Below are 24,003 nucleotides of genomic sequence, written 5' to 3' on the forward strand. Positions count from 1 at the left end.
AAACTCATCTGCCTAATGAATGGCAGCTAAAAGGAGGGCGAGACAGTGAATCTTCAGGAGAACAGCGGCCAACAGCTAAAACGCACAATGAAAAGCAGGCACTTATTTATGATCTCATTGGGAGGCGTCATAGGCACAGGACTTTTTCTCAGTACAGGCTATACGCTTCATCAAGCCGGACCCGGCGGTACGATACTCGCTTATGTAATCGGCGGGTTGATGATGTACCTCGTCATGCAATGTCTCGGCGAATTGTCGGTTGCCATGCCGGTAACCGGCTCTTTTCAAAAATATGCGACAACATTCATCGGCCCATCAACCGGGTTTATGGTCGGCATTATGTACTGGATCAATTGGGTGGTGACGGTAGGTTCTGAGTTTACCGCATCCGGTATTCTCATGCAGCGCTGGTTCCCGGACAGCAGTGTGTGGATGTGGAGTGCGATTTTTGCGGCTCTTCTTTTCGTATGCAACGCATTTTCAGTTAAGTTATTTGCGGAAACTGAATTCTGGTTTTCCAGCGTAAAGATTGTCACTATTATTTTATTTATCATTTTAGGAGGAGCCGCCATGTTTGGCCTGATCTCTTTAAACGGGATGGCGGATGCTCCTATGCTGTCGAATTTCACAGACCATGGCGGGCTGTTTCCGAATGGCTTTCTCGCCGTTTTTATCGCGATGATATCTGTGAGCTTCGCCTTTTCCGGTACAGAGTTAATCGGCGTTACAGCAGGAGAATCAGCAAATCCTCAAAAGGATATTCCGCGATCCATCCGTAATGTCGCATGGAGAACAGTCATTTTTTTCATTGGCGCTGTCTTCGTCTTATCCGGGCTAATTTCGTGGCAGGACGCAGGCGTGATTGAAAGCCCGTTTGTCGCCGTATTTGCGGAGATCGGAATCCCTTACGCCGCGGACATTATGAATTTCGTGATATTAACAGCCTTGCTGTCTGTCGCCAACTCAGGCTTATATGCTTCGACCCGTATGATGTGGTCGTTAGCAAATGAAAATATGATCAGCTCCCGTTTTAAGAAAGTCACATCGAAAGGTATTCCTTTAAATGCCTTAATGATCAGTATGGCTGTATCTTGTTTATCTCTCATTTCCAGTATCGCGGCCCCCGGAACTGTCTATGTGGTGATGGTTGCAATTGCTGGATTTGCAGGAGTCGTGGTCTGGATGAGCATTGCCTTGTCCCAGCTCTTGTTTCGAAAGAGGTTTCTGAAAAAAGGGGGAAATGTAAAAGACCTGACATTTCGCACGCCGCTTTATCCTCTTATGCCTATAGCCGCTCTCTTATTATGTTCAGCTTCTTGTATCGGTCTTGCTTTTGATCCTAATCAAAGAATCGCACTTTTCTGCGGAATTCCTTGTATCATCCTTTGCTATCTCATCTACCATTTCAAAAGAAATGTTTCAAAAATGAAAAAAATCAGCCAAGAGGAATATCCGGCTGATCACATCCTATAATCAAAAAAGCACACCCCCGCTCAGCATGGGATGTGCTTTATTTTTTACTCTGTAATCAACGTATGGATCAGCTTCGGCGCCTTCGCTTCCGCGGCGAGGCGGATGTTGTCATAGACTTTTGCGATGACTTCATCGACGTTTTCGCGGTTGGCGTAAAGCGTCACGAGCGGTTCGCCTTTTTCTACTTTGTCGCCGACCTTTTTGCGGAGCATGATGCCGACGGCTAAATCAATTTCGTCTTCTTTCGTGGCGCGTCCGGCACCTAGCAGCATTGCTGCGACGCCAATTTCGTCCGCGACGATTTCGGAGACGACACCCGCTTCTTTCGCAGGTACATCAATTTGATATGCCGCTTGCGGAAGCTTAGACGGATCGTCAACAATTGAGCTGTCGCCGCCTTGGTTTTTCAGGAAATCCTTGAACTTCTCAAGCGCTTTGCCGTTTTTCATGACTTCTTCCAGCTTCGCTCTCGCTTCGTCCAATGTGTCGGCTTTTTTCGCAAGCACAACCATCTGGCTGCCGAGCGTTAAGACAAGCTCATGAAGATCCTCAGGCCCCTCACCTTTGAGCGTGTCGATCGCTTCTTTGACTTCAAGCGCGTTTCCGATCGCAAAGCCAAGCGGCTGGGACATGTCTGAAATAACAGCCATTGTTTGGCGGCCGACGTTATTTCCGATGCGTACCATGGCTTTGGCAAGTTCAGCTGCGTCTTCTTCTGTTTTCATGAAGGCCCCCGCTCCCGTTTTTACGTCAAGCACGATGGCGTCCGCCCCGGCAGCGATTTTTTTACTCATAATCGAACTTGCAATGAGCGGAATGGAATTGACCGTTCCCGTTACGTCACGAAGCGCGTACAGTTTTTTATCAGCCGGCGTTAAATTGCCGCTTTGGCCGATGACCGCAACCTTGTCGCGGTTCACAAGCTTAATAAATTCATCCTTCGTCAGCTCCACGTGGAAGCCGGCGATTGCCTCTAACTTATCAATCGTGCCGCCCGTATGGCCGAGGCCGCGGCCAGACATTTTGGCAACCGGCACATCAAGAGCCGCAACTAGCGGGGCGAGAACGAGCGTTGTCGTGTCGCCGACGCCGCCGGTGGAGTGTTTATCCACTTTAATTCCTTCAATGGCAGAAAGATCAATCGTTTCACCGGAGTTCACCATAGCCATCGTCAAGTCCGCGCGTTCACGGTCACTCATATCCTGGAAGAAAATCGCCATAGCAAGCGCGCTTGCCTGATAATCAGGAATGCTTCCGTCCGTATAGCCGTTCACGAAAAATTGAATTTCTTCAGTGGTGAGTTCTTTTCCGTTTTGTTTTTTGATGATGATATCTACCATTCTCATGTTTGGTCACCGATCCTTTTCGATTAAGTTCAGTAAATCAAGCCCACAATTGCTGCTGATAAAAAGCTGACAAGCGTAGCACCGTATAATAATTTCAAGCCGAAACGAGCGACGACATTTCCTTGCTTTTCATTCAGTCCTTTTACGGCACCGGCAATGATTCCGATTGAGGAGAAGTTCGCAAATGACACAAGGAATACCGATACGATTGCTGTTGTACGGCCACTGAAATGGAAACCATTTTGCGTAAGCGACGTCATGGCGACAAATTCATTCGACACCATTTTTGTTGCCATAATGCTTCCCGCATTAACAGCTTCATTCCATGGGATACCCACAAGAAAAGCGAATGGAGCAAACACATATCCAAGAATGCCTTGGAACGAAATACCGAATACTGCATTAAAAATGCCATTGATCAAGGCGATAATCGCGACAAATCCAATCAGCATCGCAGCGACGACAACCGCTACTTTGAAACCGTCAAGGATGTATTCTCCGAGCACTTCGAAGAAGGATTGTTTTTCTTCTTCCTCAACACGAAGCATATCCTCTTCTTTTGCAACCTCGTACGGATTGATAATAGAAGCGATAATGAAACCGCCGAATAAGTTCAAAACAAGCGCTGTTACAACATATTCCGGTTTCAGCATTGTCATATACGCGCCGACAATCGACATTGATACAGTGGACATCGCAGATGCACAAAGCGTGTACAAGCGCTGCTGATTTAAAAGACCGAGTTCTTTCTTCAAGGAGATAAATACTTCCGACTGACCTAAAATCGCAGAAGCCACTGCGTTATACGATTCCAATCTTCCCATACCGTTTACCTTGCTGAGGGCAAGGCCGATATATCTAATAATAAACGGGAGGACTTTCCACTTTTGCAGAATCCCGATCAGAGCGGAAATAAACACGATCGGCAAGAGAACATTCATAAAGAATGTCGTTTGGTCCGCATTCACCAAACCGCCAAACACAAAGTTGATTCCCTCTGCCGCGTATTCAAGCAGGTAACCGAATCCTTTTGCAAATCCTCCTACGAGGAAATTCCCTATCCCGGTATTGAGGAGAATGTAGCCAAGGATAAATTGCAAGATGAGCATAACAACAATTGGGCGGATCTTAATTCTTTTTTTGCCGCTGCTCGCGATCCACGCGAGGCCTAAAAACACGATTAAACCGATAATCCCAATCAAATACTTCATATGTGTTTCTCCTTTATTTGTATTCGCTTACAATCACTGTTTCCTCAGAAAACGGAAAGCAGTCTGCCTTCCGTCAGCTTTTTAATAGTTGTCCCCGCTTGATGCGTTTTCTCCTTTTACGATGGAAACGCCTGCGCTGGCGCCGATTCGGCTTGCTCCAGCCTCAACCATTGTGTCTACATCTTCTTTCGTTCTGATTCCGCCAGATGCTTTCACGCCGATATCAGGACCTACTGTTTTGCGCATTAAGGCGATATCTTCCTTCGTTGCGCCGCCTGTAGAGAAGCCTGTTGATGTTTTCACGAAGTCCGCTCCCGCAGACACCGCTAAACGGCACGCACGTTCTTTTTCTTCATCGGTCAGAAGGCATGTTTCGATAATGACTTTGACAAGCGCTTTTCCGGCAGCAGCTTCCACTACACCGCGGATATCCGCTTCCACCACATCGTCTTCTTTGTCTTTCAAAGCGGCAATGTTAATGACCATGTCCACTTCAGTGGCGCCTTTTGAAATCGCGTCTTTTGTTTCGAACGCTTTTGTTTCAGTTGTATTGGCACCGAGCGGGAAGCCGATGACCGTACAAACGTCGACTCCAGTTCCCTTGAGCTCTTTCGCAGCAAGCGCCACCCATGTCGGATTGACACATACTGAAGCAAACTTGTATGTTTTCGCTTCTTCAATAAGTTTTAGAATTTCCGCTTTTTGTGTATGCGGTTTCAAAGCTGTATGATCAATTATGTTAGCTAATGACATCCTTCGCACACTTCCTTTTTTGTTAAGATATTTTTTAGCATAACCGACTTTTGAACATATGTAAATTGGTAATTGAAATTTTGTTCAGCGAACGGTTTGAACGTGTCACAAATCATTAACAAGCACCCTTGCAGTATGCTGGTCAATGATTAAAACATTGGCATATTTTCCGTTTAATGCTCCGTGAATGGAAGATACTTTTCTGCTTCCGCCGGCCACTAAAATCGAGCGTTCCTTCAGTCTGAGGTCTTCAAGCTCAACACCGATGGTCCGGTCATTAATAGCACTGCTGCAAATATTCCCTTTCGCATCAAAAAAGCGTGAACAAATATCCCCAACGGCCTGTTTTTTCAGCAGGGCTTTCTCTTCTTCGTTAAAATATCCGAGCCGAAACAACAGCGCTTCGTCACGGACAGTGCCCACCGTGAAGAGAGCGATATTCGCCTGCTTGCCCATTTCAATGATCCGCTCAATATGACGGTCTTTCTCTACCATTCGCTTCACATCCGCATTATCAAATACGACGGGAAGCGGGAGATAGCGCGGCATCGTTTGAAAAGCCTCCGCAAACAGCTGAATTGTTTCAGCGGAATACGTGTTCACCCGCGAGTGGCTGATACCGCCTTTCAGCTGGACGACCTCGACGCCTTTTACCTGCTTCGGCTGCATGTTTTGCGCGATTTGATACATGGTGGTTCCCCAGCTGACGCCGACAATGTCGCCGTCTTTTACCGTTTCATGCATATATTCTGCACCATAGCGGCTTAGGTCATGTGTAATTCCTGCATAATCGGGTGTCGGGGAAAACACAACATGAGCCTCGAGGAGACCATATTTCTCTTCAAGCATGGAACCGAGCGCATCCAAATCCTCAAAAGGGTCCATGACGCGAATCTGGACATAGCCTTTTTCCTTTGCATATTGCAGCAGCCGGGAAACGGTTGGCCTTGAAATGTTGAGCTGCTCAGCAATTTGCTGCTGACTGTAGTCAGACTGATAGTAAAGCCTTGCCGCTTCTATGCTTAATTGTTGTTTTTCCCGATCCATTCCGCACCTCCTTGTGGATCAGTCCTGATGAAAACTGCTTTTATTTGCTTTTATTATACAGGCTGGCGCCAGCTTTCATCCACCTGATTTCTGAGAAACTGAAAAACGCCCTTGGCGCGGACCTGCCCAGAGCTCACTCCTCCCATGTCATGTGCTGATAAATGCCTTTCATAATGGCATACATTCCATATAAGATCAGGCCTAAAGCCAATATAGACAGAATCAATTTGCCATGCGGCTGCTGCGCGAGTTCGGCGAGCGCGCCGTCAAAGCCTCTTGTGTCGTCGGGATCAGCGGTCATGGCTGTTTTGATGAGAAAATAGCCGATAGCCGAGAAAATAATGGCCCGGGCGATATTGCCTGCGCGTCCAGTGTTTTTCGTAATGCATATCATCTGTTTGTTCATTTTTGATGTATCGAATTCTTTCATAAAAGCAGCCCGAACGCCTTTCATAAATTGAACAATCGCAAATACGATAAAACCCGCACCCGTAAGCCCTGTGAGCCATTGGCCGAATGGCTGCGCCAATACATAAGCGGACCACGTCTGTTCTGAAGTGCCGCCGTCCCCTTGGCCAAACACAAATCGCAAGGCATTCCAAGCGATGGATGTATAAACGGCGGCACTGAAAAAGTTTCCTATTCTCCGTGACAGGCCTCGCCTGCTGTTTCCGTGCCCCTCCGTGTCCTTGATCGCACTTAACACCATCCAGATTACATAGCCGATAAGGCCGATGCCTATTAAAAAAAGCAATAGTGACCCATACGGCATGCGTGATAGCGTTTGGAGAGCTCCGCTCGAATCTTTGGCGCGGCCTGCCCCGGCAGCCGTCATAAAAGCCAAAACCCCAAGCAGAATAAAAACGCCGCCGAATGCAAAATAACCAAGCCTCCCGAATCGTTTGATCCAAGGCTTGGTTTCCTGTTTTATTTTTGACATGTACCGGTCTTTCACCGCCATGTGTCCAACCCTCTTTCACAGAAATCTTTACTGTAACATTCCCGATTGGACAAAGTTGAAACAGCTTCTGCCTCAGCTATGGCTGGCTGAGATACGTTTTTGCTGTTTAGTTGATTGTGCAGGTGTCATCCAAGCAGCCGCTGCGGCAGCTGTGACTCCGCCTGCTAATTTCCCAATGATCATGGCCGCCGCCATTTCTTTTTTCATTCCGGCTACAAAACCGAGATGGCTGCCGAGTACAAAGGCGCCGCTGACCGCAAACGCAACATTGATGACCTTTCCTCTCGGCGTCATATCCTTTAATGAAGCCAGCATCAGGATATGATGCGCCAAAGAGGTCACCAAGCCTGCTGTTGCTGTCTCATCTAAATGAAGGCATTTACCCAGAGCCTGAAGCGGTTTTTTAAAGGTTTTTGTAATAAAAGCCGCCATCGGAAACGCCCCTGCCAGAGCAATGGCGATGGTCCCTGTCGTTTGTATCCCTGTCTCGACATTCTCCATTCCCGGAATCAGCACAATGCCTGTCAGCGTTTCAACGGAGACAGCCGCAAGCCCGATAATCGCAACCACACTGACCGCTTTCCCGAAGAGATGAAACAACTGAATCATACTGTCGGTATACCTCCATAACCCAAAAGCGGTCACAGCAGATAACAGACTCGGGATCAGAAGGTTTTTACCTATCATGCCGATGTCAAAGCCCGCGCATAATCCGCCGGTGAAACAACCGATCGGCACTGTGCACAGCCCGATTAATATGCCTTTCGCAAAATACGGATGGTCCTCTTTTTCGATGATGCCAAGAGCGACGGGAATCGTGAAGACGATTGCCGGTCCCATCATTGTTCCTAAAAACACCCATGAAAACAGCCCGGCCTGCGGATCTTTCGCCATTTCTCCGGCCAGCGCATATCCTCCCATATCAATCGCCAAAATGGTGTTCGCAAAGGAAGAAGGATCCGCGCCAATCGCTGTGTAAACCGGAGAAACAATGGGAATCAGGATTGCCGCCAGCACGGGCGCCAGTGACACAATACCGATCATGGACAGCGCCAGCGGCCCCATAGCCTTGAAGCCGTCCGCAAACCGCTCGCCTAGCCCCCATCTGTTTCCCAAACAATAATCCGCCGCTCCCCATAGTAAAAAGGCAGCCAAAATGAATACAACCGCGTCATTCACCGTCATGGTTTTCTCCTTTTTCAAACGTATGATTGGTTTTATCATATCATCTGAAATCATCGAATAGAGCTGAATCTTATTCAATATGAGCTAAAAATTCTTTGATATCGGCTTTTTCAACGGCTGTTATAATGCGTCGCGCTTTTTCCTGCGGAACCGTTACTCTCAATTTTTCTTTTATGTCTTCTTCCGACAGCTCATTTCCCGGAGCCCCTTTTGGACAGTCCACACGCGCTTCGCAAATCCGGCCGTCTGATAAATAGGCCCGGACAATCGTGAAACGGCCTTTCGGAACGGCATGTGGAGCCGGCTGAATAGCATTGTCATATACTCGCTGAATTCGCCCAATTGTCGTTTGAACTCCGCTTGGGATCGGCTGGCTGTTGAAATGTTCAACGGTCAGCTCGTGTCCATGTAAAGCAAGAGCAATCACATATTCAACGCTGAAACGGCCTTCCTCTCCAGTTTTCGGAGATCGTTCCGTCAATGCAGCATCTCCGCCTGGCGGAAAAACTACTTCAATCCGCTCGGTATTGGCAGCAGAAATGGATTCTTCAGAGATAAGCTTTCGTACCGCGTCTGCAGCATGGTGTGCCGCGGAACAAAATGGATAGATTTTAAACCATAGGCCCGGCTTTACGATTCTCCACGGTGCGCCCCAATCGTATAGCAAAGTGTGTTGTGCTTTTTCCAAATCACCGTACAGATTGAAAAAACCAGTTTCTCCATCAAGTGCAGTACGGGACCCGCCAAATTCTGATTGGGCCAGCTTAACGGCCATCAAGCCAGCCTGAGCCGCCAGACCGGCGTGCAGCGGTTTCATTTCTGTTCCAAATTGTACCCTCATCCCAGCAGATTGCGTAGCCGCAAAACCAATCGCTTTTTCCAACTCTTTCTGAGGCAGTCCCTCAGCATAACCTACGGCGCAGGCGGCAGCAATCGCACCAAGCGTTCCTGTATTATGCCAGCCCTTTTCATAGTGGCGGCTGCCAATTGATTCGCCCAGCCGTGCCATTACTTCAACACCAACAACATAAGCGCCAAGAAGCCGCTCGTCATGTCCGCGAGCGGCAGAAGCAATAAGAGCAGGCACGATGACCGCACTGGGATGCCCTCTTACATCGGAGTGGACATCATCAAAATCCAATGCATGAGCGATAAACCCATTGAGCATCGCGGATTGTAATGGCGCGGCCTTTTTGCCTTGTCCGATAAGAGGAACAAGGGGCAGGCCTCCTTCATCCTCTATCAGACGGAGGAGCTTTTGAATGCCTTTATCTTCTCTTCCTGCAAATGAAGCGGCAGTAAAATCAAGTAATCCTTTTTTTGCTTCGCGAATCGCGTCAACTGAATGCTCCGGCTGTGACGTTCTCACAGCCTCTGCAAGACCTGCTGTCAGCCCTTGTTTGCTCATTTGATGGTCTCCAATACAATAACTGCCAGCTCCGCAAAGTAGTGAGAGGCAACCGTAAGGGCTTCTTCATCCAGGGTAAAGGCCGGATGGTGCCACTCCTCCGTTCCGTTCGTTCCCATCCAGACAAAAAATCCCGGGATCTTCTCTTGATACAGAGCGAAGTCTTCTCCGCCCGGAGACTGCTCAGCGTGAACGGTTTGATAGCCAAGCCGTGCCGCAGCTTCGGATGCTGCATTGAAAAAGGTGCCGTCATTCTGAACGGAAGGCAAATAAGGAAACCATTTGATTTCGGCTTGTGCCCCATAGCCCGCTGCAATTCCTTCAGCCACCCGTTTCATATGCTCCGGAACAGCCTGCCTTGCTTCTTTTTGAAAGGTTCGAACCGTTCCCTCCATTTCAGCTTGATCTGGAATCACGTTCCACGACGTCCCCGCCTGTACTCTTGTGATACTGACGACTGCGTTTTGCAGTGAGCTGATGTTGCGGCTGACCACAGATTGCAACCCGCTGATGATTTGTCCTGCGGCAGCGATTGGATCAATACTGTTATTCGGGATGCCGGCGTGACCGCCTTTTCCTTTGATGACGATCTCAAACCGGTCAACACTTGCCATTAACGGACCTTCCTTTACACCAATGGTCCCAACAGGCAGATCCGGCTTATTGTGCATGCCGAAAATGGCGGAAACACCATCAAGCACGCCAGCTTCTATGACCTTTCTTGCTCCCGCGGCAATTTCTTCGGCCGGCTGAAAGATAAAGCGGACTGTACCTTTCAGCTCTGCCCTTCTTTGATTCAGCAAAATCGCTGTGCCAATAATAGAAGCAGTATGAAAATCGTGCCCGCACGCATGCATTGTGCCATCAACCTTAGATGCAAATGGGAGATTCGTCTGTTCTTGGATCGGGAGCGCGTCAATGTCCGCCCGTATCGCTATCACGGGGCCGTCTTCCCGTCCTTTGATTTCCGCAATCACACCAGTCTCCAATTGAGGAACGTCCAGTATTTCGATTTGCTCCTCCTCAAGCCAGCGGCGGATTTTTTTCGTCGTTTCAATCTCTTGAAATGACAGTTCAGGATGTTCATGAAGATCACGCCGCATATTGATTAAACGGGTATGAAACGTTTTGTCGGCCATTGTTCTTCTCCCCTTCTTATATAATCTCTGCAGGCTCTCCCACCTGCTTGATAAACCGTTTTGTCCGTTCGTTCTTTGGATGGTCAAACAGTTCTTCTGGCGTTCCCTGTTCGATAATATGGCCGTCTGCCATAAAAATCACTTGATCAGCGACCTCTTTTGCAAACGCCATTTCGTGTGTCACGATGATCATCGTTGTTTGTTTTTCCGCAATGGATTTGATGACCTGAAGCACCCCTGCGACGAGCTCAGGGTCAAGTGCTGACGTTGGTTCATCCAGCAAGATCGCATGCGGATTGACCGCAAGCGCCCGAGCGATGCCAATTCGCTGCTGCTGGCCGCCTGACATTGTGATCGGATAGCTGTCAGCCTTATGCTCCAGACCGACTTGTTTCAGAATCTCCATTCCAATACGTTTCGCTTCGTCGCGTGATTTGTGTTGAGCCACAATTAAAGCTTCTGTAATGTTTTGCAAAGCCGTTTTATTTTTAAACAGATTGTAGTTTTGAAAAACCATGGCCGTTTGCTGGCGAAGCCGGTGTGCTTCTTTGCGTGTAAATTTTTCCGCGTTCAGTTTGGCTTCTCCGATTTCAATGAGGCCTTGATCCGGACGTTCTAATAGATTCAAGCACCGGAGAAGCGTTGATTTTCCGGAACCGGACGGACCGATGATCGCCACCACTTCTCCGCGCTTCACTTCTAGATCGATTCCATCTAGCACGACGAGATCTTTAAACGCTTTGCGAATATTTTTTACTGTTATCAACTGATTTCACCTCTAAGTCCGGTATGGCTTGCTCATGGCGCGTTCAAACAAGTCCTGCAACATGCTGTAGATAATGGTAAGAACCCAATAGACGATCGCAACCGCCAAATACGTCTCAAAATATTTGAGGTTTCCTGAAGCGTACATCTTCCCTTGGGCGAACATCTCCATGACCCCTAATGTAAAGGCCAGTGACGTTTCTTTTAGCAGTCCGATAAATGTATTACCCGTTGCCGGAATCGCATTTCGGATCGCTTGCGGCAAAATAATCCGTCTGTATGCCTGAAGTTTTGTCATGCCGACAGACAGACACGCCTCCAGCTGCCCGTCATCAACAGAATTGAGGGCCGCCCGGAAGATTTCTGCCAAATAAGCGGCGTTTTTTAAGCTTAACCCGATGATGGCAGCTGTGAGAGCTGTCATTTTGCTCATCTCTGGAAATAGCTGCGGCAGCCCGTAATAGATTAAGAACAGCTGCACAAGTGTCGGCACGCCCCGGAAAAAGGATATATACAGCTTTGACAGCTGATGAAGCACTGGAATTTTGTTCTTTGTAATGAGTGCGAGAATAAGTCCTCCGATAATGGCAAAAATCATAGCCGCTATAGCCATAAACAAGGTGATCGGAAGGGCCTGAATTAAAGTCGGGAACGCTGATATCATGAATTCCCAATCAATCGTGTTCATTCTGGTGATTCACCGCCGTTTCTTAATGCTTCTGTTCTACTGTGATATCTTCATTAAAGTATTTTTCAGAGAGTTTTTTCAGTGTTCCGTCTTTACGCAATTCATCAAGCGCCTTATTGACTTTTTTGCGGAGCTTGTCGTGCGCATCGTCCTTGGCGAATGGGAATGCAACCTGTTCGTAAACAATCGGATCTCCGGCAAGCTTTAACGGCAAACCGGTTTTCTTGATTTGCGCGATCAATACAGTTCGGCTGTTAACATAAGCGTCAACACGGCCGTACGCAACATCCTTCAGCGTGCCCTCTTGTGTTTCGTACGTTTTGATATTGATTTTTTTATCAGGATCTTTGCTTTCAAGGTTTTTCGCGTGGTTTGAACCGAGAACGGCCGCGACTGTCTTCCCTTTTAAATCGTCTACTGATTTGATATCTGTATTGTCTTTTTTGACGACAATCTGTGTTCCCGCATAAGCGTATGGTTTCGTAAAGTTATACGTTTCCTTGCGTTCGTCTGTCACAGCTACCTGGTTGGAAATGGTGTCAAGCTTGCCTGTTTGAAGCTCTCCCATCAGCCCGCTGAATTCAAGCAGCTTCCAGTCCAGCTTCATGTCAATTTTCTTAGCGACCGCTTCCATCACTTCCACATCAAAACCTGTCAGCTTTCCGTTTTCTTTATATGCAAATGGGTAACTTTGTCCTGTCGCACCGACATGAAGCACATTGTCATCCTCTTTACTGCTGCTGTTTCCATTGCCGCAAGCTGAGAGCACCGCTAATAATGCAGCAACGACCAGCACAGTCCATTTTTTCATTTTCATTTGATTTTCCCGCCTTTTCTATTTTTATAGATCATGTCGCAATTGTTTTTTCATATAGACTGTGATATGCCCTTTTCCAAGGTCTTGTTCACCTGAGCGGACATACCCTTTTCGTTCGTACATCTCAATCAGCCACGGATGCTTATCCGCTGTTCCGAGTGAAACAAACGGAACCTTTAACGTATCGCGGAGGATTGTTTCCTCCAGCCATTGAAGCAGCTTTGTTCCGATTCCTTTTTTACCGGTGTCAGGGTCCACAGCGAACCACCAGATATGCGGAACGCCATACGGTCCCGGCTGCTGTCCCCATGGCATTCTTAAGGAGATGGTCGCGATGATCCGCCCGTCTTCTTCCATGACGTAGCAGGCGTTTTTCCGGATATTTTTCAGCACCAAATCCAAATCCGCATGAGCGGCGGCAAAACGAATGCCGAGCTTTCGAATCGGTTCATAAGCCCGCAATGTCAGCTCGAGAAGCTGTTCAGCATCACGTTCAACTGCAAGGCGATATTGTGCCTTCATCTAACGTTCCTCCTTACTTTGCATAACGGTTGACCGGCTTTTCCAAACCGAAGTGATCTCTTAATGTTGTGCCTTCATATTCTTTTCTGAACACGCCGCGCTCCTGTAAAATCGGAACCACTTGATCAACAAACACTTCAATTCCTTCTGGTAGAAGCGGAGGCATGATATTAAATCCGTCACACGCTTTCTTATCCACCCATTCCTGCATCTTGTCGGCGAGCTGCTCCGGCGTGCCGACGAAGATATGGTGGCCTCTGGAGCCTGCAACATATTTGTAAAGCTCGCGTATCGTCATATTGTCCCGTTCAGCCATTTCCTGAACAAGCTTGAAGCGGCTCTTCACCGCATTGGAAGCATCTGCGTCAAGCTTCGGCAGCGGCCCATCAAGCGGATACGCAGACAAATCAATTCCGCCTAAATAATTTTGGAGAATTTGCAGACCGACGGATGGAATAATCAGGTCTTGAAGCTCCTTGTATTTGGCTTTCGCTGCTTCTTCGGTATCAGCAATGATCGGGAAAATACCCGGCATGATGGCGATTTTCTCTGGATCACGTCCGAATTCCGCAGCCTGTTCTTTAATGGATTGATAAAATTCTTGAGCGGATTCCAGGTGGTTTTGCGCTGTGAAGATCACTTCTGCTGTTCTGGCAGCCAGCGCTTTTCCGTCTCCTGATGATCCTGCCTGGATAATGACTGGCTGGCCCTGCGGCGTTCTTGAAACGTTCAGTGGCCCGCGAACCGAGAAATATTCTCCTTTATGGTTCAGCTCATGCATTTTTTCCTTCTCAAAGAATTCACCTGTTTCTTTATTGCGGATAAAGGCGCCCTCTTCCCATGAATCCCAAAGCCCCTTTACAACCTCGACAAATTCCTCTGCCCGCTTGTAGCGCAAATGGTGTTCAAGGTGCTTTTCACCGCTGAAATTCAGCGCTGTTGATTCAATCGATGAAGTGACGACGTTCCATCCGGCACGGCCGTTGGACAGATGATCCAATGACGCGAATTGTCTGGCGATGTGAAACGGCTCGCTGTATGTAGTGGAGGCTGTTGCTGTCAGTCCGATTCTTGATGTGACCTGCGCCAAGGCAGAGAGCAAGGTGAATGGCTCAAACCTTGTTAATACATTTGGATGTGATTTACTGTCAATTGATAGGCTATCTGCTAAAAACAGCATATCCAGCTTGCCCCGCTCCGCTGTTTTCGCAAGTTCTTTAAAATAATCCAAATTCATGCTCGCATCTGAAGGCGCGTCGGGGTGCCGCCAAGACGCGACGTGATGGCCTGTGCCTGCTAAAAATACCCCTAATTTGATTTGTTTCTTTTTGCTTGTCATGACGATACTCCTTTTATCATGTTTTAGGCTGAATAATCCGAAAAATAAACTCCTATATTCCTAGTCGTTTAATATGAATAAATCAAAATGTACCTTTGTCTTGGACGTTTGTCAATGAGTTAAGATCAAATTTTTCTTTTTAAGCTGAAAAGAATCTCGCAGCATCATGGATCGGCATTTGTGCAACCTGTATCCTTACAAAACAGCCTGATGATGCTGAGACTCGTTTTGATTCAAAGTTTTATATAAATGCATATCTGTACTTCCGACCATACGCGTTTTGCCGCCGCTTTTGCTCTTTGCTAATAAACGCACGTGATCGCCGTCGCAGATCGGTCCATTTTGACTCATTCAGAAGCTGAGACATCGCATAAAAAAATGAGCTGATCCCGGATTCATACCGAAATCAGCTCATTGTCTCTTAATTAAGTTCTAGAATACTTTCTTCCGCTTTAGCAGAAAACACTTTAGGCTCAAGGCGGTCTAGGTCTTCATGAAATAAACTTACTTTTTGGATTTGCCGATTGTCGTAGTGGTGAAAGTAGTAGTTTCCCGTGTCGCTGCACATCACAGAAGTGTATTGCGTATAATCAATTTCGTCTTCTTCCGTTATTACAACACCCTTGGGTATCGCCATGTTTGCCAAAAGCTGAAAAGCTGCTGATACACCTTTCGTTTCATCTGCCGCAGGCTCTAGATGTTCTTTCAGAAAACAAGCTCTGACAAACCGTGAAGGCGGTGTATAATCTCCCGGCAGCCCCACTGTACCCGAGCCCTGGCCAAAAGCGGACAGCATCAATCCGCCCAACTCCTTGCTCTCGAATTGTTTCGGCCGTAATCCTATATATTGCCGAAGATTGGCCACATGCCATAAAAAGTCGGGGCTGTTCGTCATGACACCTGGTTGATTGTCATAGATTTTGATGCCGTCTGCTCTCGGTTCGATCGTCAGGCTGCGTCCCGTCCGGTCTGACAATATCCAGTGCAGCGGTAAAACGGTATCCAATAGATCTAATTTCTTCTCCACAATCGTTAAAGAGTGGATCTTTTCTTTTACGTCATCCAAAGACTTACAAACTGATAGCGCCCATGTTACAAATTCATGCGGGGCAATATGAACGCCGTCTCCCCGAAGTGTTTTTTCGTACTCCGCATATCCCATAAAATAAAGCGCCGCACAAGATAAACCGCTTTCATTAACACCGTCGGCAAATAATATATTTCCAAGTTTTCTCCCCATACCGATAAACGCGTACTGTGTTTGATGCACCCTTCCGTCAGCTTCACTCTTCCAGCTGTAACGGCGCGGATAGAGAATGACCTCCGTCCCCAGCTGAAATGCGAAATCCATTGTTCTCGCTAATAAATGATTCCGGTCAGCAGTTTCCAATGTAAGACTTGTGCACATCTGATTCAGTCCCCTTTCCATTTCAGGCTAAAATTATACATTTTGTGAACAACTTGTTTTATCAGCATAACGAAAGACAAAGAGATTCGTCAAAAGATTGACATCACCTTCCAACATAAAGACGAAGAGATTCTTGCAATGTACTATGCTGATGTTTATGGTGAAAGCTTCCTTTTTATTTTTACTAGCCCCTGCTGTATCAGAGCCAATCAGAAAAGTTGCAGTTTCATGATCAATCGCTGATATTATAAGGCAGCAGGAAAAGAAGTTGTAGCGTCCATTCCGCAAAAAGGCTTCATGGCGCTTACAGACCGGCCGGGCACAACATAACAAAAAATCCAGCCTTAAAGGCTGGATTTCATTATTATTTCGCCAAAACAAGCTCGTGAATCGCATGCGCAACACCATGTTCATTATTGGAGCGTGTTTGAAAGTTCGCGGCTTCCAATACTTCTGGGATGGCGTTTGCCATGGCAACCCCGCAGCCCGCCCATTCGATCATTGTCAGGTCGTTCCCGTTGTCGCCTATGCTCATGACTTCAGCCTGCTCGATTCCAAGCAGCTGTGCCAGCTGGCGTACAGCATTTCCTTTGCTGGCTTCCGGGTGCAGAATTTCGTAAAAGAACGGCGCGCTTCTGACCATTGTATATTTTTCTCTCACGTCTTTCGGAATCGATGTAATGACGCGGCTTAAGTTCTCCGGTTGATCAATAAACATCACTTTCGGGATGAGGATATCTTTTGGCACCTCGTCAATCTTGCGGAAATGAAGCGGCACCTGTGTCACATAGGATTCGTATACGGTAAATTCGCTAATATCCCGGTTAGGCGTATACAAATGAGATGAGTCAAAGAAATGCATCGGCGTCTTCAGCTCTAAGCTCAGGTCATATAATGAAGCCAAATCATCATAGCCGAGAGACAGCTCTGAGACCACTTCATTTGTATGCGTATTTTGAACAAGCGCTCCATTGTACGCGATAACATAGTCGCCTTCTTCAATTAAATTCAGTTCATCTAAGTATCTCCGCACACCCCCGATAGGCCGGCCGGTGCAAAGCACGATTTTGACACCTTCCGCTTTTGCCGCGTGAAGCGCGTCGCGGACCTCCTCTGTTACTTCATGATGATCATTTAAAAGTGTTCCATCCATATCAATTGCAATGAGTTTGTACATCCTGCATCTCCTTCATGTCGTTTTCAGTCTATAGTCCCATCATATCGTTTTTTCTTTTTGATATTCAACCGGAAGAGATGGTTTTCTCCGGATTAGACGCCGCCCTTGTCTTCGGATACGTTTTCGCGGTTCCCGCTTTCTTTCTGTTTTCACGACGTTTTCTGCTTTTTTCTGTTTCATCAGCATAAAGCCGGCAGCTAAAAACGGAATGCCGGTTATATTCAAGATGGCAAGCTTCACACCCGCCGCGATGAAAAAGAACCCCCATGAAGATGCAGGATTCCGTCTGATCATAACGTAAGCCGCCATTTCCAGAACGATCAGGATGGCATGAAGCACGATGCCATAAATAAGCAATACAAGGGCAAAAAACAACACATAATTCACGATTGCCCCTGAGTACACCATAGCGCGCATCATTTGGATAAACGATAAGGACTGCATGGAGCCGCTGATGACATTAGGGTTATAGATCGTATAGTCACTAAATAAATGTTTGACCTTGAGAAAAGCCCATAATATAAATATCCACTGAATGATATGTAAAACAAGTCCCGCTGCCACCAGTCTTTCAGCTTTTTTATTTCTCATCTTTTTCCTCCCTGCCGGTCTTTGATTCGATTCTTGTCATCGTTTTTGTCTGTCCATTTTGCTCCCATATCAACGTCCCGTTTTCTCCTCTTTTCAGCGTGCTTTTGAGCGGATAATAGGGGCCGAGATACTGAATCTCGATAGACCCGTCAGCGCTTTGGGAAATCACCTTGTATGCCATAAAAGGCAGCTGAACCTCTCCTCTTCCTTCCATCACTTCCGTTTCCACAACCTCGTCTTTGGTAAATGTGACCGTTGCTGATTTCACACCGTCCGTTGGCCCGGGAGCAATTCCCTCATCCCACGTTCCGTAATAAAACGGCGTCTCTTCTTTTTGCTGCTGGCAGCCGGATACCATCATGCATACAGCAATAAATAACAAAATGCCATATTTGTTTTTCAAGGAGATCCCCATCCTTTCCTCCTTTTTTTAGGCGAATGCCGTGGCACTGTGCCAATGACTACATAAGTTATAAGGAATTCACCCACAAGGAGATTGATCATAATGAACCCTTATCAATATTACAGCCCACAGCTGCCTCAGCAGGAACCTTACTATAGCCACTATGAATACAGCCCTTATCCACAGCAGGATATATACGAGCCATACCAAATGGAAAGACAGCCTGCATTGGAAAGAAGAATCGCGGCACTTGAACGGCAAAATGAACAGCAGTCGAGAGAATTAACCCGTCTGACAAACGAAGACCGCCGTCAAAATCGGGAAATTGCACGAATTGCCGAACAGGTCAATCAGCTAAGCCAGGCTGTTGAACGCCATACACGCCGCTTAAATCGGCTCAATCAGCGCCTCCGCACAGTAGAAAACAGACTGAATATCCCATTTACTGCAGGGGAAGGCGGTTTCTGAGCAAACAAAGAAAAAAAGCGGAATACGATTCTCCCAATTCAGGGTTTCGTTTTCCGCCATTCTTATATGTTAAAACGGAACATTTACATAAAAAGGGTTTGTACCCAGTATACAATCTTTACCGTTTTCATTCAAAGACAGAGGGGCCGAGGAAAATAATTGTAGTTCCTCTTTGACAGAATTTCTTTTCATGCCAGTTGCATGATAATACCGACTCACGTCAATCGATCACATGGAGGAATGATTTATGCATCATACACAACACGGCTTGCAGCAGCTGAACCAATGCCGCCAGACTGCTCAGCAGCTCATTCAGCAAACACAGCAAAGCAGCCAGCAATACCGCCAAATGCTTCACCAGGAGCAGCAAAACATCCAAATGCTGCAGCAGATTCTAAATCACGAACAACAAGCTGCACATACAATTCAACAAGCGCTGCACGGACATGACATGGCGATTCAAAAATGCCAGCAGGTTGTCAACATGTGCAACCAAATGCAGCAGGAACTTACTGGACAATCCAGCGTGATGAATACGAATGTGTCTACACTTCCATTCGGCCAAAATACGCCATTTCAACAGCAATCCTACCAGCAGTAGGATAGAAAAAGCTCAACACAATGCGAGTGTTGAGCTTTTTTCTTACTGTTCTTTTCGAATATGTATATCCTGAATAGACTGTTTCGGCGCATGAAATCTGCTTTCGGCTTCACTTCTTGCCTCGGCAAAAGCCCGTGCCTCCACATGATCCTTGTAGACATCCAGCTGAATCAAATACAGCGGGCGCACTTTAAAGCCGTGAATAATGGTCACAGCCCACAACGGGAGCACAACAAAAACGCCAGGCAGATCGGGCAAAACAAAACCAAACGCAAAAATGAAAAAATAAATGATGCCGTACATTATCCACTTTCTATTTCTAACCTTGATGCCAATAAATAAAAAGGCAAAAAAACTGGTAATGGCAAAAGGCATGAAAATAAACAGCATCCACCAGCTATGCAGCCATTCCCAAGCGGCACCTCTTTTTGTAATTCCCATATTTTTCTCCTCCTATTTACCTATAATAATCGATTAGGCATACCGCGTCACCTATAAATGAAAAAACGTTCTTCCTTGAAAATAGTGATAGACGGAGAATGGGTTTCTTGCTATATTATTAATTGATAATGATAATCATTACTAATCTATTTACATACATATTGGGAGGGTTTTTGATGAAAAAGAACACATTGCTCGTGGGCATGCTTGTGCTGCTTCTCATGTTTGTCAGCGCTTGCAGCGGCACGGCTTCTAAAGGGAGCTCAAGCGATTCTGCTTCCGAAAAGACAGAAATGAGGACATACAAATCACCTAAAGGGAACGTCAACATTCCTGCACATCCAAAACGCATCGTCACTGATTTTTATGCCGGTGAATTGCTTTCTGTCGGGGCCAATGTAGTCGGCTCAGGCTCGTGGTCATTTGATAATCCGTTTTTAAAATCAAAGCTGAAAAATGTGAAGGATGTCGGTGATCCAATCAGCGTTGAAAAAGTGATGGAGCTTCAGCCTGACCTCATTGTTGTCATGAATGAAGAGAATGTTGATAAATTAAAGAAAATCGCTCCGACTGTTGTCATACCTTATAACACAGCGAAAAACGTAGAAGACACAGTCAGCATGTTCGGAGATATCGCCGGAGCGAAAGACAAAGCAACCTCATTTATGGCTGACTTTAACAAAAAAGCGGACGCGGCTAAAAAGAGAATTGCCGGCGTCATCGACAAAGATGCGACCTTCGGCATTTATGAAAACACAGACAAGGGCGAATTCTGGGTGTTCAATGACAATGACGGACGCGGCGGCCAAGCTGTATACAATGCGCTCGGGTTAAAAGCGCCTGAAAAAATTGAACAAGATGTCATCAAAAAAGGAGAGATGAAACAGCTCTCTCAAGAGGTGATTCCTGAGTATGCCGCAGATTATATGTTCATTACGGACTACAACCCGAAAGGCGAAAGCAAAACACTCGACAAGTTGGAGAACTCCTCTATTTGGAAGAACCTTGACGCTGTTAAACATAATCGCGTGTTTATCAATGACTTCGACACGTTCTACCCGTACGATCCGATTTCTGTCAGCAAACAGGTGGATATCATCGCCGACATGCTGATCAAACGGGCAAAAGAAAATAAATAGTAAAGAAAAAGGCACAGTCATGAGGGACTGTGCCTTTTTTATGATTCATTTTAATGCTGACTGTGCGGAGTCCGGCATATCTTCAAACCTGACTTCTTCCCAAGTCTCGACATACTTTCCTTTCGCCTTCACCTTCAAATACGCGTTCTTCCGAAGCTCTTTGCCGGCGAAAAAGGTCACTTCTTCTTTTTTCCCGGATGCATTGTATCCGTCTAATGTATATTCAGTACCGCCCGGGCTAAGATGTCTGCCATCTCGATCAATCTGCACATAGACATCTTGCTGGTGAATAAACGGATTAAATCGGTCTGTAACATCATTATGAAAAAAGAGAAGACCGCATATTACGGCAGCAGCCGCCAAGACGGCCAGGATCGCCAATGCTTTTTTCATCTTTGCACTCCCCTTACTTGTTCATTTTTTTCAAATAGTTTGATCGCACCACGAGGAAGAACAAAAGCTGAAAAATGAAAAACCCTCCGATCGTGAGACTGAGCGGTCCCGCTACATCGGAATAGCCTTCGACGGCCAATGTTCTCAGGGCAAACAGCGTATGCATGACGGCAATGACAAATGGAAAGAAAAAGAGAATCGCCAATTGTATCGTCACGCTTTGTGACATTTCACGCTCACTCAGGCCGATTTTGGCCAGTGAACGGTAGCGCTCCCGATCTTCATCTAAATCGGTGAACAGCCTGAAATATAAGAAACTTGCTGCCGCAACAAAGAAGACGATCGCGATAAACAGCCCGATGAATAAACTCAAGCTCGGCAGCTGCACCGTATCATAGTAAGTACCGGCTTTTGCCATAAAATCAGAATGCACGTCGATATAGTTGCCGTAAATCTCATTTTTCAAGGATTGGCTGATCCCAAGACTGTCTTTCCAATGATCATAGCTGTAGCCGTATAATGACGCTTTATCACCTAGTGATTTAAGCTGATCAAAGGTTTGATCGTTCACCGCGATGATGGCATTCAATGAAATCAGCGGTTTTTGGACTTCTTTTACCGACAGTTTTTGATCAGACGGCTTGCCTTTTTGGTTCAGCAGCTTCAGCTGATCCGGCGCTTCGTTTTTGAAATTGCGATCATACGTGCCCGGGAAATAGACAGCCTCATCACTTTTCAGGCCGTTCAGCTTAACATGGAAGTATTTTGATACATCCGATTCGCTGATCATGTAAACAGGGGGAACAGTTTCTCCTTCCTGATAGCGAACATAGGAAACATCTATTTTGTCTTTCTTATACGTAAAGCCGTGTGTTTTCAGTTCATGGTCAATATCTTTCAAATGAGTCTGTTCTTTTGGATTGTTGCTGAAAGATATATATTCCATCTCATAAGCGGACTCTTCAGCCCCGACGGTCGATTTGTACATGGCGAGCACGCCTGTCGCCGTAAACGCAACCGCGGAAATAATGCTGACGATAAAGAACAGGCGGGCGTTGTCTTTTAAACGATAGACAAGATCAGAAACCCAAATGACATTTTTCCCGCGCAAATAAAAGGTTTTCCACTTCTTCAGCGCGCGCAGAATCCAGATGCTGCTTTGGCTGAAAAAGAAATACGTACCGATGACGGTGAGCAGTAAAATGATAAACGGTTGAGTCCCGTGGACATTGCCTTTCAGAACCATTCCGTACCCGCCGCAAAGGCAGGCGATGCCGAATAAGGACAGAAGCACGGACGGCTTCGGCTCCGGCTTAATCTTGTCTGTGCCCTTTATTAATTTGATAACGGTATTTGATCTGACAAAAAGGATTGTGAACTGCGATAAAAGGAAAAATAAGAGCAGAAATCCGCCGGCCGTAATGCCTAGCGCTTTCCAAGGCATATAAAGAGACAGCGCGTCCATTTCTAAAATATAAGCGCCGACCGTAAAGAACGTCTTTGAAAAAATGAATCCTCCGATAATTCCGGCTGCAATCGACATGACGCCAATGATCATGTTTTCCGCCGTAATGAGCTTTCTCAGCTGCACCGGCGTAATACCCTGCATAAGCAAAATGCCGAATTCTTTATTTCTCGATTTCAAAAATGCATTAACCGAATACAGAACAAATAAGAAAGAAAAAACAAAGATCATCCATTCCGCAGCGGTTAAGCCTTTTTTGGCGATGTTATTCAGGTAGCCTTCCTTTAATGCCGGATGAAACAGGAACATCGCAAATGTAAAGAAAATCAAAACCGAAAAGGCGCTGCTTAAAAAGAATGCAAGATAGGCCCTTTTGTTTCTCGTGACGTTTTTATAAGCGAACTGAAGAAAGGTCATTTGCGTTTCCTCCCAGCATAGACAGCACATCAAGAATTTGTTCATAAAAGACTTGGCGGTTTTCCCCGCGGTAAATCTCATTAAACAATTCGCCGTCTTTTATAAAGATGACGCGGCGGCAGTAGCTTGCCGCAACCGGATCGTGGGTCACCATCAAAGCCGTGACATGATCATCCTGATTCAGGCTCTGCATCGTTTCCATGACGTCTTTTGACGCTTTGGAATCAAGGTTTCCCGTCGGTTCATCGGCCAGAATGAGTGACGGCTTATGAATGACCGCTCTTGCGATGGCGGCCCGCTGGCGCTGGCCTCCGGATACTTCAAACGTCCGCTTGTTAAGCAGGTCTTCGATTCCAAGCTTTGCCGCGATGCCGTGCAGTTTTTCTTCCATGACAGACGGCGCTTCTTTTTCAAGCGTTAACGGCAGCATGATATTTTCACCGATCGTCAGCGTGTCCAGGAGGTTGAAATCCTGAAACACAAATCCGAGCTGCTTGCGGCGGAAATGAGCAAGCTTTGTCCGCTTCAGGCGATGCGGGTTTTCTCCGTGAATCAGGATATCGCCTGAATCCGGACGGTCGATCGTTGAAATGATATTCAAAAGCGTTGTTTTTCCGGAGCCGGATGGCCCCATCACCGCCGTGAACTCGCCTTCTTCTATTGAAAATGAAATTTGCTTTAAGGCTTGATAGGACACTTGTCCTTTATAGGTTTTATTTATATGTTTGACTTCAAGCATATTCGCCATGAAAATCCTCCTTATAGTTTTATTCTTGTTGGTCTGGGCTGCTTTCATGTAGTGCCGGGGCATTTAACATAAAAATCCCCTTGACGTAAATCCATGTT

At 46.5% G+C, this 24,003-nt stretch carries 25 protein-coding genes; 4 read left to right on the plus strand and 21 right to left on the minus strand.

The genetic code is table 11. The annotated features are described in order from the left end of the window. Positions 1 to 45: 45 nt before the first annotated feature. Positions 46 to 1,473 (plus strand): amino acid permease, encoded by a 1,428-nt coding sequence (locus tag ACQXR1_RS14615; RefSeq protein ID WP_430772390.1) that lies wholly within the window; start codon positions 46 to 48, stop codon positions 1,471 to 1,473. A gap of 44 nt (positions 1,474 to 1,517) precedes the next feature. Here the strand turns inward: ACQXR1_RS14615 and ACQXR1_RS14620 are convergent, their stop codons facing one another. The 17 genes from ACQXR1_RS14620 to ACQXR1_RS14700 all read right to left on the minus strand — a co-directional run bounded on the left by ACQXR1_RS14620 (position 1,518) and on the right by ACQXR1_RS14700 (position 18,245). After that, the gene (locus tag ACQXR1_RS14620; RefSeq protein WP_014665986.1) at positions 1,518 to 2,819 is read right to left on the minus strand and encodes a pyrimidine-nucleoside phosphorylase; all 1,302 of its coding nucleotides are present in this window, start codon (positions 2,817 to 2,819) and stop codon (positions 1,518 to 1,520) included. A 29-nt stretch (positions 2,820 to 2,848) separates the two neighbouring features. Beyond that, positions 2,849 to 4,030 carry a nucleoside permease NupC gene (gene nupC, locus ACQXR1_RS14625; RefSeq protein WP_003244143.1) on the minus strand — a complete coding sequence of 394 codons (1,182 nt, stop codon included), beginning with the start codon at positions 4,028 to 4,030 and terminating at the stop codon, positions 2,849 to 2,851. A gap of 81 nt (positions 4,031 to 4,111) precedes the next feature. Continuing rightward, positions 4,112 to 4,783: a deoxyribose-phosphate aldolase gene (gene deoC / locus ACQXR1_RS14630; RefSeq protein ID WP_040081299.1), complete on the minus strand. Its 672-nt coding sequence runs from the start codon at positions 4,781 to 4,783 to the stop codon at positions 4,112 to 4,114. 105 nt (positions 4,784 to 4,888) lie between these two features. Beyond that, positions 4,889 to 5,830 carry a DNA-binding transcriptional repressor DeoR gene (gene deoR, locus ACQXR1_RS14635; protein ID WP_227099130.1) on the minus strand — a complete coding sequence of 314 codons (942 nt, stop codon included), beginning with the start codon at positions 5,828 to 5,830 and terminating at the stop codon, positions 4,889 to 4,891. A 133-nt stretch (positions 5,831 to 5,963) separates the two neighbouring features. Continuing rightward, on the minus strand, positions 5,964 to 6,791 hold the full coding sequence (locus ACQXR1_RS14640; protein WP_430772391.1) for a DUF1206 domain-containing protein: 828 nt from the start codon (positions 6,789 to 6,791) through the stop codon (positions 5,964 to 5,966). 72 nt (positions 6,792 to 6,863) lie between these two features. After that, positions 6,864 to 7,976, minus strand: coding sequence for an ethanolamine utilization protein EutH (eutH, locus tag ACQXR1_RS14645; RefSeq protein WP_430772392.1), 1,113 nt, complete (start codon positions 7,974 to 7,976; stop codon positions 6,864 to 6,866). Positions 7,977 to 8,046: 70 nt separating this feature from the next. Next, positions 8,047 to 9,384, minus strand: a complete 1,338-nt coding sequence (locus tag ACQXR1_RS14650) for an MmgE/PrpD family protein (protein WP_430772393.1) — start codon at positions 9,382 to 9,384, stop codon at positions 8,047 to 8,049. Beyond that, complete coding sequence (sndB, locus tag ACQXR1_RS14655; RefSeq protein WP_430772394.1) at positions 9,381 to 10,523, minus strand: N-acetyl-sulfur-metabolite deacetylase SndB; 1,143 nt, start codon at positions 10,521 to 10,523, stop codon at positions 9,381 to 9,383. The genes ACQXR1_RS14650 and sndB overlap by 4 nt, the downstream gene beginning before the upstream one ends. Positions 10,524 to 10,539: 16 nt before the next feature. Further along, positions 10,540 to 11,289, minus strand: coding sequence for an amino acid ABC transporter ATP-binding protein (locus ACQXR1_RS14660; protein WP_040081292.1), 750 nt, complete (start codon positions 11,287 to 11,289; stop codon positions 10,540 to 10,542). Positions 11,290 to 11,301: 12 nt separating this feature from the next. Beyond that, a complete protein-coding gene (locus ACQXR1_RS14665; RefSeq protein ID WP_015385098.1) occupies positions 11,302 to 11,976 on the minus strand; it encodes an amino acid ABC transporter permease in 675 nt (224 codons plus the stop codon). Positions 11,977 to 11,998: 22 nt separating this feature from the next. After that, positions 11,999 to 12,793: an amino acid ABC transporter substrate-binding protein gene (locus ACQXR1_RS14670; RefSeq protein WP_003227109.1), complete on the minus strand. Its 795-nt coding sequence runs from the start codon at positions 12,791 to 12,793 to the stop codon at positions 11,999 to 12,001. 24 nt (positions 12,794 to 12,817) lie between these two features. Beyond that, positions 12,818 to 13,315: a sulfur-containing aminoacid acetyltransferase SnaB gene (snaB, locus tag ACQXR1_RS14675; RefSeq protein ID WP_430772395.1), complete on the minus strand. Its 498-nt coding sequence runs from the start codon at positions 13,313 to 13,315 to the stop codon at positions 12,818 to 12,820. Between the two features lie 13 nt (positions 13,316 to 13,328). Beyond that, positions 13,329 to 14,654 carry an LLM class flavin-dependent oxidoreductase gene (locus ACQXR1_RS14680; protein WP_430772396.1) on the minus strand — a complete coding sequence of 442 codons (1,326 nt, stop codon included), beginning with the start codon at positions 14,652 to 14,654 and terminating at the stop codon, positions 13,329 to 13,331. 421 nt (positions 14,655 to 15,075) lie between these two features. Next, entirely contained in the window at positions 15,076 to 16,062 is a 987-nt protein-coding gene (locus ACQXR1_RS14685) for a choloylglycine hydrolase family protein (protein ID WP_134976128.1), read from the minus strand. Between the two features lie 364 nt (positions 16,063 to 16,426). Next, positions 16,427 to 17,239, minus strand: a complete 813-nt coding sequence (yidA, locus tag ACQXR1_RS14690) for a sugar-phosphatase (RefSeq protein ID WP_103749163.1) — start codon at positions 17,237 to 17,239, stop codon at positions 16,427 to 16,429. A gap of 39 nt (positions 17,240 to 17,278) precedes the next feature. After that, complete coding sequence (locus tag ACQXR1_RS14695; protein WP_306289310.1) at positions 17,279 to 17,830, minus strand: hypothetical protein; 552 nt, start codon at positions 17,828 to 17,830, stop codon at positions 17,279 to 17,281. After that, complete coding sequence (locus ACQXR1_RS14700; protein ID WP_014666004.1) at positions 17,820 to 18,245, minus strand: DUF3255 family protein; 426 nt, start codon at positions 18,243 to 18,245, stop codon at positions 17,820 to 17,822. The genes ACQXR1_RS14695 and ACQXR1_RS14700 overlap by 11 nt, the downstream gene beginning before the upstream one ends. A gap of 90 nt (positions 18,246 to 18,335) precedes the next feature. Between ACQXR1_RS14700 and cotNE the strand changes: the two genes are divergently transcribed. Next, on the plus strand, positions 18,336 to 18,701 hold the full coding sequence (gene cotNE / locus ACQXR1_RS14705; RefSeq protein WP_014666005.1) for an inner spore coat protein CotNE: 366 nt from the start codon (positions 18,336 to 18,338) through the stop codon (positions 18,699 to 18,701). A gap of 247 nt (positions 18,702 to 18,948) precedes the next feature. Next, positions 18,949 to 19,302 carry a hypothetical protein gene (locus tag ACQXR1_RS14710; RefSeq protein ID WP_014666007.1) on the plus strand — a complete coding sequence of 118 codons (354 nt, stop codon included), beginning with the start codon at positions 18,949 to 18,951 and terminating at the stop codon, positions 19,300 to 19,302. A gap of 42 nt (positions 19,303 to 19,344) precedes the next feature. Here ACQXR1_RS14710 and ACQXR1_RS14715 read toward each other — a convergent pair whose 3' ends face one another. Beyond that, complete coding sequence (locus ACQXR1_RS14715; protein ID WP_069150640.1) at positions 19,345 to 19,743, minus strand: hypothetical protein; 399 nt, start codon at positions 19,741 to 19,743, stop codon at positions 19,345 to 19,347. Between the two features lie 176 nt (positions 19,744 to 19,919). Between ACQXR1_RS14715 and ACQXR1_RS14720 the strand changes: the two genes are divergently transcribed. Continuing rightward, entirely contained in the window at positions 19,920 to 20,882 is a 963-nt protein-coding gene (locus tag ACQXR1_RS14720) for an iron-hydroxamate ABC transporter substrate-binding protein (RefSeq protein WP_430772397.1), read from the plus strand. Between the two features lie 45 nt (positions 20,883 to 20,927). Here ACQXR1_RS14720 and ACQXR1_RS14725 read toward each other — a convergent pair whose 3' ends face one another. From ACQXR1_RS14725 to yxdL, 3 genes are read right to left on the minus strand one after another with little or no spacing between them, the layout of a single operon-like run. Next, the gene (locus tag ACQXR1_RS14725) at positions 20,928 to 21,275 is read right to left on the minus strand and encodes a YxeA family protein (RefSeq protein ID WP_069838362.1); all 348 of its coding nucleotides are present in this window, start codon (positions 21,273 to 21,275) and stop codon (positions 20,928 to 20,930) included. 13 nt (positions 21,276 to 21,288) lie between these two features. Then, positions 21,289 to 23,157: an ABC transporter permease YxdM gene (gene yxdM / locus ACQXR1_RS14730; RefSeq protein WP_430772398.1), complete on the minus strand. Its 1,869-nt coding sequence runs from the start codon at positions 23,155 to 23,157 to the stop codon at positions 21,289 to 21,291. Beyond that, on the minus strand, positions 23,132 to 23,905 hold the full coding sequence (yxdL, locus tag ACQXR1_RS14735) for an ABC transporter ATP-binding protein YxdL (protein ID WP_430772399.1): 774 nt from the start codon (positions 23,903 to 23,905) through the stop codon (positions 23,132 to 23,134). The genes yxdM and yxdL overlap by 26 nt, the downstream gene beginning before the upstream one ends. Positions 23,906 to 24,003 lie beyond the last annotated feature (98 nt).

Origin of the sequence: Bacillus sp. ATD, assembly GCF_050585765.1 — a bacterium.
Taxonomy (GTDB): Bacteria; Bacillota; Bacilli; order Bacillales; family Bacillaceae; genus Bacillus; species Bacillus stercoris.

What these genes read in the sequence shown, in the direction of transcription:
- ACQXR1_RS14665 (WP_015385098.1), bottom strand. Translation starts at nt 11,976, where the DNA reads ATGAACACGATTGATTGGGAATTCATGATATCAGCGTTCCCGACTTTA.
- ACQXR1_RS14650 (WP_430772393.1), bottom strand. Translation starts at nt 9,384, where the DNA reads ATGAGCAAACAAGGGCTGACAGCAGGTCTTGCAGAGGCTGTGAGAACG.
- deoC (WP_040081299.1), bottom strand. Translation starts at nt 4,783, where the DNA reads ATGTCATTAGCTAACATAATTGATCATACAGCTTTGAAACCGCATACA.
- snaB (WP_430772395.1), bottom strand. Translation starts at nt 13,315, where the DNA reads ATGAAGGCACAATATCGCCTTGCAGTTGAACGTGATGCTGAACAGCTT.
- ACQXR1_RS14720 (WP_430772397.1), top strand. Translation starts at nt 19,920, where the DNA reads ATGAAAAAGAACACATTGCTCGTGGGCATGCTTGTGCTGCTTCTCATG.
- ACQXR1_RS14725 (WP_069838362.1), bottom strand. Translation starts at nt 21,275, where the DNA reads ATGAAAAAAGCATTGGCGATCCTGGCCGTCTTGGCGGCTGCTGCCGTA.
- yxdM (WP_430772398.1), bottom strand. Translation starts at nt 23,157, where the DNA reads ATGACCTTTCTTCAGTTCGCTTATAAAAACGTCACGAGAAACAAAAGG.
- yidA (WP_103749163.1), bottom strand. Translation starts at nt 17,239, where the DNA reads ATGTACAAACTCATTGCAATTGATATGGATGGAACACTTTTAAATGAT.
- eutH (WP_430772392.1), bottom strand. Translation starts at nt 7,976, where the DNA reads ATGACGGTGAATGACGCGGTTGTATTCATTTTGGCTGCCTTTTTACTA.
- deoR (WP_227099130.1), bottom strand. Translation starts at nt 5,830, where the DNA reads ATGGATCGGGAAAAACAACAATTAAGCATAGAAGCGGCAAGGCTTTAC.
- ACQXR1_RS14680 (WP_430772396.1), bottom strand. Translation starts at nt 14,654, where the DNA reads ATGACAAGCAAAAAGAAACAAATCAAATTAGGGGTATTTTTAGCAGGC.
- yxdL (WP_430772399.1), bottom strand. Translation starts at nt 23,905, where the DNA reads ATGGCGAATATGCTTGAAGTCAAACATATAAATAAAACCTATAAAGGA.
- ACQXR1_RS14685 (WP_134976128.1), bottom strand. Translation starts at nt 16,062, where the DNA reads ATGTGCACAAGTCTTACATTGGAAACTGCTGACCGGAATCATTTATTA.
- cotNE (WP_014666005.1), top strand. Translation starts at nt 18,336, where the DNA reads ATGAACCCTTATCAATATTACAGCCCACAGCTGCCTCAGCAGGAACCT.
- ACQXR1_RS14715 (WP_069150640.1), bottom strand. Translation starts at nt 19,743, where the DNA reads ATGGGAATTACAAAAAGAGGTGCCGCTTGGGAATGGCTGCATAGCTGG.
- ACQXR1_RS14700 (WP_014666004.1), bottom strand. Translation starts at nt 18,245, where the DNA reads ATGGGGATCTCCTTGAAAAACAAATATGGCATTTTGTTATTTATTGCT.
- sndB (WP_430772394.1), bottom strand. Translation starts at nt 10,523, where the DNA reads ATGGCCGACAAAACGTTTCATACCCGTTTAATCAATATGCGGCGTGAT.
- nupC (WP_003244143.1), bottom strand. Translation starts at nt 4,030, where the DNA reads ATGAAGTATTTGATTGGGATTATCGGTTTAATCGTGTTTTTAGGCCTC.
- ACQXR1_RS14710 (WP_014666007.1), top strand. Translation starts at nt 18,949, where the DNA reads ATGCATCATACACAACACGGCTTGCAGCAGCTGAACCAATGCCGCCAG.
- ACQXR1_RS14695 (WP_306289310.1), bottom strand. Translation starts at nt 17,830, where the DNA reads ATGAGAAATAAAAAAGCTGAAAGACTGGTGGCAGCGGGACTTGTTTTA.
- ACQXR1_RS14640 (WP_430772391.1), bottom strand. Translation starts at nt 6,791, where the DNA reads ATGGCGGTGAAAGACCGGTACATGTCAAAAATAAAACAGGAAACCAAG.
- ACQXR1_RS14620 (WP_014665986.1), bottom strand. Translation starts at nt 2,819, where the DNA reads ATGAGAATGGTAGATATCATCATCAAAAAACAAAACGGAAAAGAACTC.
- ACQXR1_RS14670 (WP_003227109.1), bottom strand. Translation starts at nt 12,793, where the DNA reads ATGAAAATGAAAAAATGGACTGTGCTGGTCGTTGCTGCATTATTAGCG.